The organism is Cytobacillus sp. QJM3NY_8 (assembly GCF_056173585.1).
The window spans coordinates 679,705-698,181 of sequence record NZ_CM149681.1 but is presented as its reverse complement, the minus strand read 5'-3'; the positions used below and the strand labels follow the sequence as shown (position 1 = coordinate 698,181).

19 protein-coding genes are annotated in these 18,477 nt (G+C 40.6%); 2 read left to right on the top strand and 17 right to left on the bottom strand.

All coding sequences use genetic code 11. From position 1 onward, the window contains the following. Positions 1 to 54: 54 nt before the first annotated feature. From AC0VZ9_RS03785 to AC0VZ9_RS03725, 13 genes are all read right to left on the bottom strand, one after another. Positions 55 to 945, bottom strand: a complete 891-nt coding sequence (locus AC0VZ9_RS03785) for a mechanosensitive ion channel family protein (RefSeq protein WP_342025932.1) — start codon at positions 943 to 945, stop codon at positions 55 to 57. Positions 946 to 1,451: 506 nt separating this feature from the next. Then, a complete protein-coding gene (locus tag AC0VZ9_RS03780; RefSeq protein WP_251157291.1) occupies positions 1,452 to 1,931 on the bottom strand; it encodes an SRPBCC family protein in 480 nt (159 codons plus the stop codon). Between the two features lie 231 nt (positions 1,932 to 2,162). After that, positions 2,163 to 2,489, bottom strand: coding sequence for an RNA polymerase alpha subunit C-terminal domain-containing protein (locus AC0VZ9_RS03775; protein ID WP_374940680.1), 327 nt, complete (start codon positions 2,487 to 2,489; stop codon positions 2,163 to 2,165). A 360-nt stretch (positions 2,490 to 2,849) separates the two neighbouring features. Beyond that, positions 2,850 to 3,143: an antibiotic biosynthesis monooxygenase family protein gene (locus AC0VZ9_RS03770; protein WP_009335300.1), complete on the bottom strand. Its 294-nt coding sequence runs from the start codon at positions 3,141 to 3,143 to the stop codon at positions 2,850 to 2,852. Positions 3,144 to 3,332: 189 nt separating this feature from the next. Then, positions 3,333 to 3,845: a DinB family protein gene (locus tag AC0VZ9_RS03765; protein ID WP_342025930.1), complete on the bottom strand. Its 513-nt coding sequence runs from the start codon at positions 3,843 to 3,845 to the stop codon at positions 3,333 to 3,335. A 220-nt stretch (positions 3,846 to 4,065) separates the two neighbouring features. After that, the gene (locus AC0VZ9_RS03760) at positions 4,066 to 5,613 is read right to left on the bottom strand and encodes a glycine betaine uptake BCCT transporter (RefSeq protein WP_192908151.1); all 1,548 of its coding nucleotides are present in this window, start codon (positions 5,611 to 5,613) and stop codon (positions 4,066 to 4,068) included. Between the two features lie 968 nt (positions 5,614 to 6,581). Beyond that, positions 6,582 to 7,787 (bottom strand): aminotransferase-like domain-containing protein, encoded by a 1,206-nt coding sequence (locus AC0VZ9_RS03755; protein ID WP_475397029.1) that lies wholly within the window; start codon positions 7,785 to 7,787, stop codon positions 6,582 to 6,584. 50 nt (positions 7,788 to 7,837) lie between these two features. Then, complete coding sequence (locus tag AC0VZ9_RS03750) at positions 7,838 to 9,154, bottom strand: MFS transporter (protein ID WP_251157287.1); 1,317 nt, start codon at positions 9,152 to 9,154, stop codon at positions 7,838 to 7,840. 100 nt (positions 9,155 to 9,254) lie between these two features. Next, positions 9,255 to 10,643: an aminotransferase-like domain-containing protein gene (locus AC0VZ9_RS03745; protein ID WP_251157286.1), complete on the bottom strand. Its 1,389-nt coding sequence runs from the start codon at positions 10,641 to 10,643 to the stop codon at positions 9,255 to 9,257. Between the two features lie 98 nt (positions 10,644 to 10,741). Beyond that, positions 10,742 to 11,197, bottom strand: coding sequence for a VOC family protein (locus AC0VZ9_RS03740; protein WP_475397028.1), 456 nt, complete (start codon positions 11,195 to 11,197; stop codon positions 10,742 to 10,744). 166 nt (positions 11,198 to 11,363) lie between these two features. Beyond that, entirely contained in the window at positions 11,364 to 12,164 is an 801-nt protein-coding gene (locus tag AC0VZ9_RS03735) for a peptidoglycan-binding protein (protein ID WP_217026143.1), read from the bottom strand. 193 nt (positions 12,165 to 12,357) lie between these two features. Next, a complete protein-coding gene (locus tag AC0VZ9_RS03730; RefSeq protein WP_026041539.1) occupies positions 12,358 to 12,741 on the bottom strand; it encodes a VOC family protein in 384 nt (127 codons plus the stop codon). 111 nt (positions 12,742 to 12,852) lie between these two features. After that, positions 12,853 to 13,131, bottom strand: a complete 279-nt coding sequence (locus tag AC0VZ9_RS03725; protein ID WP_009335310.1) for an ArsR/SmtB family transcription factor — start codon at positions 13,129 to 13,131, stop codon at positions 12,853 to 12,855. Between the two features lie 96 nt (positions 13,132 to 13,227). Here AC0VZ9_RS03725 and AC0VZ9_RS03720 point away from each other — a divergent pair, with 96 nt between their 5' ends. Next, positions 13,228 to 13,446 (top strand): DUF3231 family protein, encoded by a 219-nt coding sequence (locus AC0VZ9_RS03720; protein WP_009335311.1) that lies wholly within the window; start codon positions 13,228 to 13,230, stop codon positions 13,444 to 13,446. A 98-nt stretch (positions 13,447 to 13,544) separates the two neighbouring features. Here the strand turns inward: AC0VZ9_RS03720 and AC0VZ9_RS03715 are convergent, their stop codons facing one another. Further along, positions 13,545 to 14,432 (bottom strand): glycine-rich domain-containing protein, encoded by an 888-nt coding sequence (locus tag AC0VZ9_RS03715; RefSeq protein WP_192908143.1) that lies wholly within the window; start codon positions 14,430 to 14,432, stop codon positions 13,545 to 13,547. A 211-nt stretch (positions 14,433 to 14,643) separates the two neighbouring features. Between AC0VZ9_RS03715 and AC0VZ9_RS03710 the strand changes: the two genes are divergently transcribed. Next, positions 14,644 to 14,796 (top strand): hypothetical protein, encoded by a 153-nt coding sequence (locus tag AC0VZ9_RS03710; protein WP_009335315.1) that lies wholly within the window; start codon positions 14,644 to 14,646, stop codon positions 14,794 to 14,796. Between the two features lie 413 nt (positions 14,797 to 15,209). On the opposite strand, the gene tatA is transcribed toward AC0VZ9_RS03710, so the two are convergent. From tatA to AC0VZ9_RS03695, 3 genes are all read right to left on the bottom strand, one after another. After that, complete coding sequence (tatA, locus tag AC0VZ9_RS03705; protein WP_009335316.1) at positions 15,210 to 15,446, bottom strand: twin-arginine translocase TatA/TatE family subunit; 237 nt, start codon at positions 15,444 to 15,446, stop codon at positions 15,210 to 15,212. 72 nt (positions 15,447 to 15,518) lie between these two features. Beyond that, a complete protein-coding gene (locus AC0VZ9_RS03700; RefSeq protein ID WP_226280678.1) occupies positions 15,519 to 16,967 on the bottom strand; it encodes an alkaline phosphatase PhoX in 1,449 nt (482 codons plus the stop codon). A 416-nt stretch (positions 16,968 to 17,383) separates the two neighbouring features. Beyond that, a complete protein-coding gene (locus tag AC0VZ9_RS03695) occupies positions 17,384 to 18,424 on the bottom strand; it encodes an NAD(P)-dependent alcohol dehydrogenase (RefSeq protein ID WP_475397027.1) in 1,041 nt (346 codons plus the stop codon). Positions 18,425 to 18,477 lie beyond the last annotated feature (53 nt).

The window sequence follows — 18,477 nt, the reverse complement described above, 5'->3', positions numbered from 1 at the left end:
ATAATTTGCTGCCGCTCCTCATAAACGGCTGGGCTCCCAAATCAGCTGGTTCTTTTACGTGCTGGGTGAAGGCTGCTCAAGAGTGTCCTGTGAATTCTCAGTTTGAACGAACATGTTCGCGGTTGGCATTTGTACTTGACTCTTATGAAATAAAGACATTAGTTCAAATCTTACCTGCCTGGACGTTTCAAAATACTCTTCAGGCTTAACCAGGCCAACAATACAAAATTCGTACCCGACATGTTTATGGTTTGGATTTAAGTCTGTAATCCCGATATATTGAAAGGGTTCAACAGCCTCGTCCCCTAGCCTATACAGGCTATGAACTAATTTTTCATTGCAGATCACACTTACTTTCTCTAACAATTCCTTTATTTTTGCTGGATCTTCCTGATAACTTACCGTAATCCGTTCAATAACCCGCATCCAGCCTTTATTAAAATTTTGTATCGCTCTAATCTCTCCATGCGGGATCGTAAGGAGCTTTCCCGACCATTCACGAATTTGCATAAAGCGAATACTTATCTCCTCAATGGTACCTGAACTTGTCCCGTTGAAAGTAACAAAATCGCCGACCCGAAACTCTTTATCCGTTAATCTTGCGAACCCCAAAATAACGTCTTTTAGCATCTGCTGTGCTGCAAAACCGATGACCACACCGGCAATTCCTGCACCTGCAAGAATACCTTTTATATCTACAAATTGACTAATTAGATAAATAACAAGGCTAATCGCAATTCCATACCTAAAAATAGATCGGGTTACACCTTGTATCGTCTGTTCTACCTCTTCATCAAAGAAATTAGACTTCCTAAAGAACCAATCAATCATACGGTTTATGACAAATGAAAAGGTGATGAGAACCAAAGCAAATAGAGTAAATCTTAAAAGTAAAAACTCCCTTATATAATTAAAAAATTCCTCTGTAAAAGTTAGCAGGTCCATCCCAGCCACTCCTTAAAAAGGAACATATCAAGGATCATCTGTTACCTTCTCCTTAAATATCGTTTCCTTAACATATATTTTCTTTATCATTCCCCATTCATCTTCAATAATTTGGCCCAAATAAAAAAGACACGTCCTGTGGAAACGTGACCGTAATGTCAATAATACAGTTAAGCTGCTTACTGTCAGCACAATAGAAAATCGGCCTAAGATGGCAGCTGGATCTGTTTTTTATAGTCATTGCAAATAATAAACCTGCCCCTTTTAACAGGAAAACACCTTAAGACCTTTTTATGATTCATCTATGAATACCGCTCACCCTTGTTCATCTTATCTGCCCTGAAGCTTAATGGTGTCTCCACTCTTGCAGAAACGCCACCGTTTGATTAAGTGAAATATCCACTAAATTGCTCTCCCTTAATAATAACTAGTCCCTTAATGTATAGGGGATACTAAAATATGCCTTCTTTCTAAGGAAGGCGCCCTATAAAGGAATATCATATTTTTTAATGCTCCATATTAAATGCTTCACTATAGATTTTACGCAGCTTAGCTGAGTTATCGTCCCACTTAATTGGTTCACCATTGACGATTTGGACCAATACATCCAGACACCTATGCCATCCTGCCGCTGTATTAACTGCCCATGAATCATCTTTAAAAGTATGGGTAAAGATCATTCGACATCCTTTCCCCTCTTCCTGCAATGAAATGTTAATCAGATCATCAACTTCACGGAAACCAAACAAATATGGCTTTTCTAACTCTGTAATGGTACCCTCATATGTTGTTCCTTCCCCATCATCGAAGGCAATTTTTCCATCCAGTCTGAGATCCATCTCCCCTTTTGCAAAAGGGTACCATTGAGAGAAGGAATTGGGATTTGTAATGACAAGGAAAACATCTTCTGGATTATGGGAAAAAAATCGCTCAAATCTTAAAGCATAACTGCCATTTGACTCATGTAATGCACCAATTTCATTCATCCCTTCATCCTCCTTCTTCTAATCCTTGAGGTTTTGCTAAAACAAATAAAATTAAAAATTTGTATAGGTTCAGAAAAAACATCACTATATTCAGAATTGTTTCTTTTACAAAACATTTTTTTAACTAAAAAAACAATAATCATAAAGTGTTCAACAATCTTGCCCTTTAGTATAAAAAGAACAAAACTGCCTGATCAGCAGCAGTTCTTGAAAAACCTGCCAGTGAAGCTTTTATTCTTTAAATGATAGCCCTTCCTCTTTTAAGGAAGTTCTCATAATAGGTAAGGAAGCTGGTCCAATACCATGAATTTTTAATATTTCTTTTTCAGTGAACTTTGACAGTTTTTTCAAAGTGTCTATTCCTTCGTGAACCAATGCATTCCTTGCAGGAGCGCTGAGCTTCGAAAGGAAGCCACTTTTAGGCTTATTCTCTTTATCACAGATAGGACAGCTTTTACACTCACTGCTTTTGTAAAACTTATGTCCCTTTTCACAAACCCTTAAACTTTTATCTGCTGTCAAAATAATTCCTCCAAACAGTTTCTGATCCAGTATCATATATTATTAATTGTATATTAGATATATAAACTCGACAAAAACTATGAATGGCACTTTTCAACAAATCTGGCCAAGAAAATGAAGGATAACCTTTGTACCTTTACGGCCACTTCTTCGGGTCGTAAGCAAGACTGGAAAACCAGTAGAGAAATCTCCAATCATGGAGACGATGAATTTTACCCAAGTTTTACACCTGACCCAAAATAATAAACCAGAATAGCAGGACCTCCTATATGATCTCAGACAATGATGAGGTTTCCTTCATACGAGAGAAACTGGATGATCCGCCAATGGGGTTAGCTAAATATTAAAATGATAGCCTCCTTATGTCTGTATGGAGGCTGTTTAATTAAAAACCAATTAAAGAGGAACGTTTTCAAAATGTTCAACTGCAGGAAACGGATCATAAAAATGATGCAGCTGTCTTTTCCATTCCTGATACTCTTTCGATTGTCTAAACCCAACTGTATGGGCCTCTAATGATTCCCACTTCACAAGTAATAGATATTTCCCCTTAATTTCCATACATCTCTGCAGCTCGTGAGATATGTACCCTTTCATGGAAGCAATAATTTTTGATGCCTCACGGAATGCTTGTTCATATTCTTCCTCCATCCCTTCTTTTACTTGTAGCATTACTGCTTCTAAAATCATGTAAATTATCCCCTTTCCCTGATTGTTCATTTACTGTATAGTTCCGATTTCTGATTAATGATTACAAGAGAATGTTCTAATTATTTTCCATACTTCATTTATTAAAGGAATGCAGCCCATTAGGATAATAATACAGGTGATTCCTCCATTATAGAAGACTCACCCCTTATGTTGATCAAAGTGAAAATTTCAACTTTCATTAAACCATTTGCGTAATTGATTTATATGAGCCTGATGATACCTGCTATGGTCTGCTATATGCCATATACCCCATTGGATTGTTGCTTGGTTTCCATTTTCATATTCAATTATTCGAGTTAATTGCAAATCTGTTAACTGCTGACATAACGTCTTAATCATATCCATAACATCATCGTATTCTTTAAGCAGCACATCCAGGGGGATTCCATCAAACTGCGGTAATCGGTTGTCTTCATCCAATATTGGTCCATATTTATTCTCCAGATTTAACGGCATTATCTCACCCTTTATTCTAAACACCCAGTTCAGGTCGACCAAAGCTAGATGTCTAAGCAATTGGGCTATGCTGTTATAATTCTGTTTAGGGCCTTTATAATCCAACTCCCTTTGGGACATACCTCCCACGATAGATTTCAGCCGTCGATAATTCCCATCCACCATAGAATAGAGCAGCCCTACAATAGGTTCCATTGTTAGCTCGCCTTTTAAATCTAAAATCATTCAATAATACACCTCTCGTTCTGTTTTTCATAATTTGTTAATATTGGAAATTAATAGACTCACATATTATATTAACCAACCTGTCCCGGTTGTACAAAAGAGAAGGCCATTTGGAAACAGATTGAGGACTTATACGATATACGATCAAATTATTGATTTACTAAAAAAATAAGCAACATCCCAACCGAAGTTGACATGTTGCCAGTTTAATAAATATTGTTTATCCAGCTTCCTGAACATCCTCTTTGCTTTGCTTTTCCTTCCGATTCATTCTAATCTGACCTAGTCCGAGCTGTTTTGCTTCCTGTTTTAAAGATTTTAGCAAGCTGACTGTCATTAACACTAAAATGACTGAGAATGGAAGAGCTGCGATGATCATGGTGTTTTGAAGAGCCTGCAGGCCCCCAGAATAAAGGAGAGCAATCGCAATAATCGAGAGAAGAACTCCCCAAGTTACTTTTATGGGTGTACTTGGATTTTGCGATCCATTCGTTGTCATCATCCCTAGAACAAATGTACCAGAGTCAGCTGATGTCACAAAGAACGTAACAATGATCAAAATGGCTAACAGAGATATTGCCATGCTGAGCGGAAACCCTTCTAACACGCCAAAAAGAGATTCCTCGGGAGATAATGACGAAATCGAAAGCAGCCCTGTAGATTCAGTGAAAATGGCTGTCCCCCCAAAAGTTGTAAACCAAAGGAATCCTATTAGTGACGGAACGAGAAGGACACCTACAACAAACTCACGAATTGTTCGGCCCTTTGAGACTCTGGCAATAAACACACCAACAAATGGAGACCAGGCAATCCACCATGCCCAATAAAAAATCGTCCATCCATTAATCCAGCTGCGTCCCTCTTCATTCAGGGGTGCTATCCTAAAACTCATGTCAATGAAGTTTTGCATATAAGTCCCGATCGTATCGGTGAATAAATTAAGGATAAAAAGTGTCGGTCCAAAGCTAAAGACAATCAAGAAAAGGACAGCCGCAAGCCCCATATTCAAATTGCTTAGCACTTTAATTCCCTTACTTAGACCTGTTAAAGCCGAAATCATAAATAAGACTGTCACAATGAGGATAATAATGGTTTGGTTTGTTATCGTACTAGGTACATCAAAAAGGTAGGACAGTCCCCCGTTGATTTGCATGGCACCGAATCCCAAAGAGGTAGATACCCCTAAAACCGTAGCAATAACCGCAATGACATCAATTGCCTTCCCGACTGCCCCCTCCGCATGTTTTCCAATCAGCGGTCGTAAGGTTCGGCTTATTAAACTCAGCTCCCCTTTTCTGAAAGTAAAATAAGCCAGAGCCATCGCAATCGAACCATAGATAGCCCATGCATGGACCCCATAATGAAAGAAGGTAAATCTCATTGCATCCTTAATTCCCTGATCAGTACCCTCTTGGCCTGTAGGAGAACTTATCATGTAATGGCTAATGGGTTCAAATGTTCCATAGAAAATTAACCCAATCCCGATACCTGCACTAAAAAGCATCGCAAGCCAAGTTGGACGGGAAAACTCAGGCTTATCCTCCTGCTTCCCGAGCTTTATCCGGCCAACTGGACTTACTAATAAATAGAAGCAGACGAACACAAATAGCGAAACAATCACTAGGTAATACCACCCAAAAGAATCCGTAATCACGCCTTGTGTACTGCTCGTGACCTTTTCTAACGACGCTGGCATTGTAATTCCCATAAGAACAAGACCAGCCATTATTGCTAATGATACATAAAAAACAGTTGAAGCATTTTTCATATAAAGTTTTAACTCCCATCTTTGATATATTCGCAGTGGGTTACTTCGAATGGTGAACAAATAAAAATGCAAAACAAACAAAAATATTTTTTGTGAAGTATTACGAAACGCACCCTTAAAAAATTTGCGAAAATTCATTTATTATTATCTTCGTCATTCTTACTAACATAAAATCACCATTGTCCATCTTTTGGGTATTGGAAAAATAGATAGATAGATAAATACGGCAGAGGTATTTTGGTTGTGAATTATTTTACAGGCTTGTTGGGGAATATTTAAATTTTAACAAAATGCGCTAAACCAATCACATACAAAAAAGAGGCTTATTTGGGATTCTAGACTTTCATTCCCTGCTCAGAAAGATTCTATAGGACATAATCTTAATATAACTCCCGAATCCTCTAATAGAGTCCATATTTCAAGAGAGAACAGTTTTCAACGGTTTAAAATCCTGATTTCACACGGCTTAAAACCCTCCTGTCTCCTTCAATACTTTCAAAAGTGATTTTATTGGGAGCACTATAAATAATGTTTGAAGTATTTTTTGCAGATAAGGAAATAATGGATATCGGAATTTCACTATCATTTCCAACTGCCGCTTTTTAACTTAATTAAGAAAAGCCCGCTTTTATGAAAAAATTGGGCTCTTCTTTTCTTATCATTATTTAACAATATACACGGCACCTTACCTTTAATGATGGCCAGTTATTGGGTGAGGAAACTTATGGGTCTTCCAGGATTTTTTTTACATTCCTCTTTCTTGCAGTGTCTATGCTGTATGAATGCACGTGTGAAAGATGGGCCTCTTTCTGATTGAGTATTCCCGCTCATCCAAATTTCAAACTCCATGAATGTACCCCCGATTTTGTCGATATTGTTGAGGTTCAGATTGAATGCAGGAATGGAGTAGTTATTGAGGCTTACATACAATAAACTATACAGGATTGTGACACAGCATCTTGTTTCCGTCAGACTGTCAGCATTGAATCATTTGCTAATTCCCGATGCAATACATCTCCCATGCGCTTCATCCCTTCAATGATTTTCTCTTTAGGCATATTAGAGTAATTTAAACGCAATGTATTTGTTTGTGTGCCATTTGGGAAAAAGGGAGCACCAGGTACACAAGCAACATTGTTTTTCAGGCACTCTGTAAATATATGTGCTGAATCAATGCCCTCTGGAAGCTCAACCCAAATAAATAATCCGCCTTCCGGCCTACTGTAAGATATATTATTGGGGAAAAATTCTTCAATGCAAGATAACATAGCTGTGCATCTTTCTTTATAAACAGCTTTTATTTTATGAATGTGCTCTTCGATATCGTAAAGCTCCATATACTTTGCCGTAATTCTTTGAGCAAAACTATCAGTGTGCAAGTCAGCTGTTTGCTTGAAAGCAACATACTTATCAATGAAAAATGGGTGTGCACAAATCCATCCAAGCCGAAGACCGGGAGTGAAAATCTTCGAGAAAGTGCTTAAATAAATGACTCTGCCTTCTGTGTCAAAATGTTTTACTGGAGGGAGTTCCTTTCCAGCAAATCTTACAGCACCGTAGGGATTATCCTCAACAATCAGCACATCATATTGATTAGCAAGCTCAATCATTCTTTTTCGCCTTTCGAGTTTTAAGGTCCGGCCAGTAGGGTTTTGGAAATCAGGAATCGTATAAATAAATTTTGCATTGGGATGCTCCTGCAGCCTTTTCTCCAGCTCTTCCATCAGCATTCCATCATCATCCATTGCCACTTCAATAAATTGGGCCTTATATGACTTGAATACATTAATGGCAGCTAGATAAGTCGGACTTTCGCAAATAATAGTATCTCCCTCATTGATAAATAATCTTCCAGTAAGGTCGATTGCCTGCTGGGATCCTGATGTAATAAGAACATTTTCAAGGCTAGAGTCAATCCCAGCCATTTTCATTCTCTGACAAATAGCATCTCTCAAAGGAATATATCCTTCAGTCGTACCATATTGAAGGGCAGCCGCACCTTCTTCGTTCAATACAGCACTGCAAGCATCCTTTAAAGGGTCTACAGGAAACAGCTCTGGAGCTGGCAGTCCTCCCGCAAAAGAGATTACTTCTGGTCTTTCTGTTACTTTTAATATTTCACGTGTCTCAGAAGATGTTACAAATCGAGCTCTCTCAGCAAATTTATGTTCCATTTATAAACATTCCTTTTATATTTTTTGGAGTTAATGATCATACTGAAAATTCAGTCACTTATACTTATACTTTTCTCTTTTTGATGGATACCTGCCCAAAAAACAATGGGAATCAACAGTAATGAAAGAATAGCACCAGAAATTGAAAGGGCTGCAAAGCTGGAATATGCTACAACTATTCCCGACACACCTCCTCCTAATGCTCCTGATAAAGCAATCCATACATCGATAGAACCCTGCGTCTTAGCCCGAGTAGAAGCGTGAGTTGAATCTACAAGAATGGCCGTTCCGCTAATTAAGCCAAAATTCCAGCCAAGTCCGAGTAAAACAAGGGCTAAATTGAGTGCGGCCATTGAATCAGCAGGTCCCGCTGCAGCCAGAATGCCAGAAGCAAGCAGCGTAATAGCAGAAGCAATAGCCATAGGAGCACGGCCAATTTTATCAACAAGGAAACCAGTAAGTAACGAAGGCAAAAACATCGCACCTATATGAAATCCAATGACAAGCCCAACTTCATTCAAAGCATGGCCATGGTGTCCCATATGAATGGGTGTCATCGTCATAATGGCCATCATCACAAATTGAGTTAAAACCATTACGGCAGCTCCTGCAAAAATGCCTCGCCTTTTTATCGATGCCAAATTAGAACTTTTCTCTAAATGATTCGTTTTATTTCGTGCATCTGATATTGCTTTTGCCACAATAAAGGGATCAGGACGGAGGAACATAAATAGAACGAAACCAGCAAGTATATACGCTGCAGCCGCTAATATAAAGGGACCTGCTAAAGCAGGAACTCCTATGGATATAGCAAAATCCCCCATTACATCCACCAGGTTTGGCCCGGCAACAGCTCCGAATGTGGTGGAGACCATGGCCAGGCTAATAGCCTTTGCCCTTTGTGCCGGGTTTGCCATGTCAGTTCCAGCGTAGCGTGCTTGTAAGTTTGTAGCCGTTCCAGCCCCGTAGATGAGCAGTGAAATAAATAATAGCAGAATGCTATTTGTTAATGATGAAACCACTACCCCAATGGCACCGATGCCTCCAGCCAAAAATCCGGCGGCAAGTCCAGGCCGGCGGCCAAACCGCTGAGAAAGCCGTCCTACCAGCAGCGCAGCCCCTGCTGACCCTAAAGTAAATAACGCTGTTGGAATTCCCGTTACACTATCTGTCCCCATCATGTTTTGCGCCAGAAGTGCCCCTACTGTTATCCCGGCTGCAAGTCCTGCTCCACCAAAAATCTGGGATATGACAATGACAATTAATGTTCTTTTGTATAGTTGCTGCTGTTTTTCTGAAGAATTTATGCAGCTCTGCAGCCAAGCAGATTGGGGGGCTAAAACTTTTTCACTATTTTTAACCGGCAAAATCTAACCTCCCTTATTTTCATAATATTCCAACTAGATTTCAATCATCTTAACACGTGCAAAAAAGCCATACAATATTATAATTGTATGGCAAACAATATTAGATAAGACTGTCTAACAGTCGTTTAAGGATAATCAATCCTCTCTCAAGCTCTTCAAGCGTTTCCGGGGCACAAACAGAAACTCTTACTGCCCTCTCCGGACAACTGTTTCCTACTACAAACCGTTCTGCTGCAAATACCTGAATTCCTTGCTGTTTAGCTAACGCTTCAAATTCAGCCCCTGTAATCTTGCCTGGCAATAGCAGCCAGCGAAAGATGCCTGTTTCAGCACCTAAGCACGTAAAGTCTGCCAGGTACCTGTTTACAAGTTGATTTCTGCGAATCGTCTGCTCCTGATGGCCCTCAATCAAGGCTTCAAATTGATTTGATACAATTGTACGTGCTGCCAGTTCTGCCAATAATGGCGAAACGGAAACATTCAAATTATAAAGTGCCCTTGAAATTGGCTCCTTGAATTGACTCGGCACTGCAGCATAGGCCAGCCGCAGACCCGGTGCAAACGATTTGGATAAACTTGCAATATAGATGACCTGTTCTGGTGCAAATGATGCGACTGCCGGCAGTGGTTCTTTGCTGAGAAGATGGTATGAAGCATCTTCGATAATGAACTGATTATACTTTTTGGCAATGGCTGCGATCATTTTTCGAGTCTCAACCGACATAAAGGAAGCTGTTGGATTATGATAATCCGGAATCAAGTAAATGCCTTTAATATTTTCAGTTTTACACGCATATTCAAAAGACGCTGGACACATTTCATAGTTCTCTGTTTTTATTGGCACCAGCTGCACACTAAGCATTGCTGCAGCCGTTTTTAAGCCAGGGTATGTATGCTGGTCTACTCCAATGCGGTCTCCGGGCATACATAGACTTGCCAGTGCAGCAGCAATGGCATTTTGACCCCCATTCGCAAATAAAATGTGATCAGCGGTAGTTTCTAACCCGCCTCTGCGGATTAGCTTTACCGCTGCATCCTTTTGCCAATGGCTTTCTCCTCCCCTGCCATAACCAAACCATTTTTCATAATCTGTCTCCTGCAGCATACTTTTCAGCTGGAGCATCAGCGGCTCGAAAGAAGCATTATCCGGAAGTGTTGCCCCCATTTCAATTAAGTGCTTCGGCTTTGTATCTTCTAGTAAATACGCATTCGATAACGCACCATACGATACAAAAGTGCCGCTTCCGACCGTTGCACTTAATAAGCCCTTTAACTCACAAACTTTAAATGCTTTTGAAATAGTGCTCAAATTTAAATCTAAATAATCAGCCAATTCCCGCTGTGGAGGGAGCTTGGTTCCGGGCAATAGCACTCCGTTTAAAATATCCTGTTCCAATTGCCCTGCCAGCGCTTGATAAATGGGCTTTTCTGTTTTATCAATGAATGGCTTCCACGTCATAGGATAGTTTTCAAAAGAATTAGTCGGCATGGAACGCACCCTTTTTTGTACAAGTTTTCAATGAGCTGTTTCTCCAATTATAACCCTTGTTCCACTCCACTGCCCATTTCATTTAAAAAAGAAAAATTTTAGTTTTTATTCTTCAAATACCTTTCCCAATCGCTTAGATACATCATAGATTTATCTTCAGGCTTAGATGGTAATTTACAGATAAACTCCAATGAGTTTCCATCTGGGTCATGAAAATAAACCATTGCATGTGTCTGGTCTGGCATTACAATGGGTTCAAGAGGTTTAAAGCCGAATTCTTCACGCATTTCAATGCCGCGCTTTTCCAGCCACGTTTTGGCATTCTTTAGATCTTCTAAATCTACTCTAAATGCAATATGTCTGATGGATGGATGATAAGAAAATTGTACTTGTTCACATTCCCATAACCCAAGCCAGCTTTCATTCTTAACGATCCAAAAAAATGCAGTTTTCTCATATTTTATGGCTAATTCCATTCCCAAGCCCCTGTAAAACTCAATTGTCTTGCTGATATTACTTACCGGTAAATGTGCTTCGTACAGTCCTTTAATCATTTTTTCACTCCTGTCCTTCATTTTCTTAGCATTAATATACCAGTAACGGATCCATATTTCGTCCACAATATGGATGATATTTTCTACTGCTTTAAACGTATTGACCTCTTAAGGACTTTCCAAAACAAAAAAGCTGCCCCGCATGATTGTGCGGGACAGCCCATACCTATTCGATTACTTCCACACGCACGCTTTTTCGCCCCCATTGGAGGGCATCGCTGCGATTAGGAATAAACACATCTATTGAACTTCCATTTATGCCGCCGCCTATGTCCGCTGCTATCGCAACTCCATAGCCTTCAACTTTTACGATAGATCCTAGCGGAATGACACTGGGATCGACAGCAATCACTTTCGCATCAGGGTACTTATTTAAATCCAGACCCATCCGTGTCACACCTGAACAGCCCTCACAATCTGCCGTGTACGCTGTGCTTTCCACAGTCAATGTTTTACCGGCTGCTGAACCGCGCTTGGCCTTTCGGTCCAGCTCTGCTCTTGTTCTCGGGCCGGCAATTCCGTCTGCAGTTAGACCTCGCTGTTTTTGAAAGCTCTTGACGGCGCTCACTGTGCCATTTCCATAAATTCCATCTAAATTAGATTCATAGTGACCTGTTTGTTTCAATTGATATTGAATTTGGATGACCTGCTTCCCAATGTCTCCATATCTCAGCACTTTTAACGCATGGCTTGTTTGCGATCCTGCAATTCCATCAACCTTCAGATGCCGCTTACGCTGAAAATCCTTGACGGCTTCCACTGTGATAGATCCATAGTATCCTGTCGATGTATGGTACGGGAAAACCCCTTTTGTCATCAGGTAATCCTGCAATTCGGCAACATCTGACCCTGATGATCCATTGGCAAGTGTCCGATCTCCAAGTGCCGCTTCTGTAAAGGAAGGAGCGGCAAGCATGAGAACTCCAGCCGCAAGAACCATTAGCATGTTTCTACATCTCTTTAACATAAAAAATCCTCCCCAATTTCTTTTTACATAAAAGAATTCGGGAGGAAATGACATTATTCGTGTATAGAAAGCAGAATCACAACGTTCGGCCCTGTATAATCCATTAATTTGAAATAATGTGTTCTATTTTGTCTGAGTAAATATTACGCGACATAATGAGAAAAAAGATCACAAAAAGTGCCTTTTTTTCAAGCTAATTCTGCGCTATTTGAATAAGGTTGCCGCATGTATCATCGAAGACAGCCAATGTGACATCGCCCATTACTGTCGGCTCAATCGTAAACTTCACTCCCAGTTTTATTAATCGGTTATATTCTTCGTGAACATCAGCAACGCCAAACATTGTTGCCGGAATTCCTTCTGCAAATATCTTCTTTTGGTATTCTTTGGCGGCCGGATGTGCATTCGGTTCCAGCAATAGTTCCGTACCTTCTTGATCTTCTGGAGAAACAAGGGCGATCCACCTGTGTTCCCCGACTGGAATGTCATGCTTTTTTACAAACCCCAGCGTTTCTGTATAAAATTTTAATGCCTTATCCTGATCCTGGACGAAAATACTGGTAACAATTACTTTCATCATGTTTTTGCCTCCTTTGATATTTGTGACGGATGATTCTGTACTAACCATCTGAGCCCCAGCAAAACAAGCCCGCACATTAGTTAGAATACCTATTCCGCCTTTAGTAAATTACTCTAGCCATCCTTTCAGCAAATTTTTAAGTGGCTGGTTATTGAAAATAATTACGCGATATTTTCCCTTTCGTTCGGATTTTATAAGCTCTGCATCTTCCAATACAGAAAGATGTTTAGCTATTGCCTGCCGCGAAATGGAAAGATCGTGCTTCATAATGAGACGAGCCGTTAATTCATACAGCGTCATCTCTTTACGTTCGGACAGTTCGTCCAATATAAGCCGCCGAGTCGAATCACCAAGTGCTTTGAATATAGCGTCTTTGTCCCAATTCATATTTCGATTATAAGCAACCTTGTGGTTACTTGTCAACACAAGCAACTTAAGGGTTGCGTAATGGTGGTGCCGTATCAAACTCGACGGTAAGCACCAATGTTGTACCATATGGGTTTTCTGGCTCAAACGGCTCAAGGATATTACGGAACAGGCCTAGCCGAATCCAAGCGAACAGACTTGGCCTTAGCTTATGAAGAAGCCAATCTAAAGACATTGGGAATCACCAGAAAATGGTTCGGTATCATGGCGAAAAACAAGTGGTTTGAACAGCCGCCACTTGCTCCCAATAGAAAAGAGCTTGCTCAGGATAAATAAGTTTTCCCCCTCATTTGTGTGAGCGATGTTCCCCCAGTCAATGTTTTACCGGCAGCTGAGCCGGGCTTGACCTTTCGACCAGCTCGGCTCTCTTTTTATTAATCTCCGCCCCCGCCGCAGCTTGAACAGGAACTGCAGGATGAGCAGGAACTGCAGGAGCTGCCCGACCCGCAGCTTGTACTGCTTGATAAAAGCTTGCTGCTGATTTTCATGTAACTGGAAAAATCATCATAATGAAAATAGGACACAGATAAAAAAGGAACAAGCATTGCGTTATAATTTTGCTGATTTTTTCTTTTTCTCATCATTTCTTGTATAGCGCTTTTTTCGTAATTTTTTACTTTCTTTGCTGTTTTTTTCATGGCAGAAATAAGTGAGATCACAGTAGCCATATACTTGCTATCACTCTTAAAATAGAGCTCTATTAGTTCATTTTCCGGCAAACGTTTAAACTCATCAATTATATTTGGAGGTACAGGGAATCTGTAAAATCCCTTATAAAGATGGATATTTTCATTTCTTATGAAAAAGAGCTCACCATACACCCAATCAAAAAATCCGCGTAAATCAGGTTCAGGCGACTTTTTTAGATTCGGACTATGATGAAGAGTGCTTCCTAAATATTCTTTTGAAAAATCATCATATTCACGGGTAAACATGAGCATCTGATGCCACAAATCATCAACCTTTTCGCTGAACATAGGGGACTCTTTTAAAAGAGAAGTCAAAATAAAGTAGCGTTTTAAATCCAGCAAACGCCAGCTGTACTCATTTTCTTTTAGTTTAATTTCTTTCATTACCCTCTCTTCTACGTTCCCCATATAAGTTTTACTAAGAGATCTCTCCAGGTGATCACTTAGCTTTTTTAACCCTTTAATCGGCTTTATATCTAATGATTTTGGAGATAAACCAAATTTAAATGAGACCTTTTTTCGCAAAAATAAAATAAACCAGATAACCACTGGAAGCATGAGTAACCAGACCATGTAATCCCCCCTTATACATTTCTTTATTACTATTACGAATTTCATTGTCGAGGGTTCCATATTTTTCAATTTTTATATTCATTAGTCCAAAAGAAAAGCCGCCTTCACGGCAGCGCCCAATATAAGAACTATTTAAGATAATATTACACCCGCATAATCCCCTCTTAGTACTTGTTTCTCATTCTGGTTCGAACAAAGGAAAGAGGCCGCAATGGCCATTCTGTTATGGACATTAAATCGCACCTTCAAGAGTATGTCGAACTCTCTGATTGCCAATGTAAAAGTTGTTCCTGGCGTATATGGATTTGTGAAGAAGGCAGGTCAAATGATACTTGAAGGGAAGGGACTAAGGGAAGTTGAATAAGTCCTGCCTTTTCTATCTTTCGTACAGGCCCGAAAACAACTATTGGTTCTCCATCGAATATTCAAATGATTTTGGTTCTATATCGTATAGGTTTTAAAAAAAATTAAAGGCTGTCCATAAAAGATCGTAACTTAACGATCTTCAGGGACAGCCTCCATCACTTTTGCTATATTCTTTCCTGTTTTGGAACAAAGACGGCAGGTGAAGCACTTATTGCAATGAATCTCTTTTACGGAAGTCTCCTTGCTTTCTTCTTTTAATTTGAGTGGACTAGTGGCAGTCATTAAAAGAACACCCTTTCTATTGGACACAGGTTGAAATTTTTCAATTCATTTGATAAACAGGGAGAGAAATTGTCTCTATCCCCCTCCCTGTTCTTTAAAAAAAGCGAGAATTCCGGTAAAAAGCAGGCTTTAATTCACAGTCTTACTTTCCTTTGTCTCTATTGCCTTTAGATGGGCTTTCTCTTTCACATTTTTCGTTTCTTCATTCTCTTCAGCACCATTTGCTAAGTCACGGGTCGCTTTCTTGAATTCCTTCAACGTATTGCCAAAAGCTCGTCCAATTTCCGGAAGCTTTGAAGGTCCAAATATAATTAACGCAATCACCAGGATTAAAATGAGCCCGGGTATCCCGATATTCTGCAGCATCCTGCACCTCCGTAATCTGGATGGCTATTATCCTCCAGAGAATTCCCATTAAAACTCATATAAATTTAGCACTTATAGAATTGGCATTCCATGACGCTCTAATGCAGCTGCTTCCAGTATGCTCATTCCTTGCTCTTCGGCAAGTGATGCGACTTTGCCGGACACAATCGGGCCGAGGCCGGCAGGCGGAGCAGCATGTCCCATGGCCCTTTGGCGGGCAGAGTTTCGCCTCGCAAATGGTCCCCAAATCGCAAATGTGATACCTGGGGTTTGAATATTTACAAAGAACGTATTTCCATCAGGGGAGAATGCCGGTCCGGCAAATTCAGAGCCATTCAATGTGTTCTCAGCAAAGGTATAAACCTTTCCCTCAGGTGTCAGGCCAATGATTCTGTCATTCCCGCCGCCATCTTCAGCAATCCAAAGGTCACCCCAGGGACTCATACAAATATTGTCTGGCATTTCCAAATCATTTTTATCAGTGGATTCATAAAAAAGTTCTAATGTATTTGTAGCAGGAATGTAGCGGTAAACACGGCCAAGGCTGCCATCCCCGGCACTCGTATCGTCAAACCAGAACACACCAGCAGAAAAGAACGCACCTTCTAAGCGGCTAAACTGAATACAGCCTTTGTCTTTGGCATCCTGCTGTGCGCGTTCTGGATTGATTTCCTTCCACACGACGCCAAATTTTTGTCCTTTTTCAAACGAACTTGCTTTAGATGCCGGAAGTTCATCGATTGCCAATGCCTCCAATTTCCCTCCTTTTTGAAGGGAGCCGAGAGTCCGGGTACGGTCATTTGGAGTAAACCGATAAAGGAAGCTTGGGCTCGCATCTTCTGTCAGATACCATATCCCTGTTGCAGGGTCGACTGCACAGGCTTCATGAGAGAAGTAACCCATATCACGGATTGGGGTTTTCGACATTTCGTTTTCCGGATCAAGCGGGTTGACTTCAAAAACAAAGCCATGTCCCAATTCCCGTGTCTCTTCACATGTTAACCAAGTCCCCCAGGTTGTGGAGCCACCGGCACAGTTGCGGATTGTACCAGAACTTGTCACATACTCCTGAATAACCTCTCGGTTCGAACCAACGACTAATGCAGTTGTACCTCCTGCAGCACCTTTGCTCCAAGGATTTTTTCCGTTTACAGGGTATTGAGAATTTGTGCTGTTTTCATGATTCCGTACAAGAATGGTCGTGTTTTTCTCTCCTCTATAAGCAGCCATTCCATCTAGCATGGCAGGCACGAGGTCCCCGTTTGACATTTTATCGCCCGTTTTGGATATAATTTTGTAATGGAACCCTCTAGGAAGATCTAATATTCCGTTTGGATCTTTTACTAATGGGCCATATCCGCCAAAACCACTAGTTGGATTGTTGCCTGGTGCTGCAGCTAATGTCTTTGTGATGCCGCCTAAAGAATAGACACCCGACGCTCCTAAAGCAACTGCTAACGTACCTGCTCCTCCAGCTTTTAAAAAGTCCCGTCTGTTCATGCCGCTATTGTTCAATCTCATCCGCCTCCTGATAAATAATTTGATGACTTATGATCCTTTGCTTCCGTGTCCACTATCATAAGTTATCAGACTATTCTTAAATGAATATTAAATATATGTAAGGCTTTAGTAAAAACCTATTAAAAATATCGATTAATTTTTCATTGATGAACTGGTTAGGATCTTGAAATAGGCGTTAAAAAGATTCTCATTTTCATAGATTTAGGATCTAATTTAAAAGACTTATAAATAAAAAAGGACAGCGAAACTTTGACCTGCTTTTGTCAGCACTTTATTCATATGGGATCTATCTGTAGTTTGGGGGATTATTGGAGAATGGCTTCAACGCTACTTTTTGTACGATCATTCGAAAAAAAAAGTGTCTTGAAAGCCAGCCTTTCAAGACACCTTACAATGATTAACTTATCATTCACACATCACATTGTACTAATATCAATTACAAATCGATACTTCACATCTGAAGCTAATACTCGTTCGTAAGCATAATCTATTTGATCAGCTGTAATGACTTCAATCTTTGGAACGATGTTATGTTTTGCACAGAAATTCAGCATTTCCTGAGTCTCACGGATGCCTCCAATCATTGAACCCGCAAAGGAACGGCGATGGCCGATGAGTGAGAACACATTGACTGACAATGGCTCTGCAGGAGCACCCACGTTAACCAATGTTCCGTCAAGCGTGAGCAGTGAGAAGTAAGCATCTATGTCGATTTTCGCACTTACCGTGTTAATAATTAAGTCAAACGTTCCGGCAAGTTTTTTGAAAGTTTCCGGGTCGCTTGTGGCAAAGTAATGATCTGCTCCGAATTTCAGGCCGTCTTCTTTTTTATTCAATGTTTGCGAAAGGACTGTCACTTCTGCACCCATGGCATGTGCAATTTTGACAGCCATATGGCCAAGGCCGCCCATACCGACAACCGCTACTTTCTTGCCCGGCCCAGCTTCCCAATGATTTAACGGCGAATAAGTAGTAATACCCGCACAAAGCAGCGGGGCTGCCGCATCAAGCTCAATGCTATCAGGAATTCTGAGTACGAACTCTTCCTGTACTACAATGTGCGTAGAATAGCCGCCTTGAGTAGGCTCGCCGTATTTGTCCACACCCGCATAGGTTTGGATATTTCCTTTGAGGCAGTATTGTTCTTCTCCTTTACGGCAGTTTTCACACTCACCGCAGGAGTCAACCATACATCCGACTCCTACCCGGTCTCCTGCCTTGTACTTTGTCACCTCAGCTCCTACTTCCGCAACAATTCCTGCAATCTCATGCCCGGGTACGAGTGGATAGTTCACAGGCCCCCACTCCCCGTGAGCAGTATGAATATCGGAGTGGCAAATGCCGGCATATTTAATTTCAATCAGAACATCATGCAAATCCAGATCACGCCTTTTAATTTCAGCCGCTCTAAACGGCTTGTCGGGACCATCAACAGCCCGCGCTTTAGCAGTTATCATAAATAAGACCTCCTGTATTTTTTAAGAGAATGATAGATTTAAAATAGTACTCA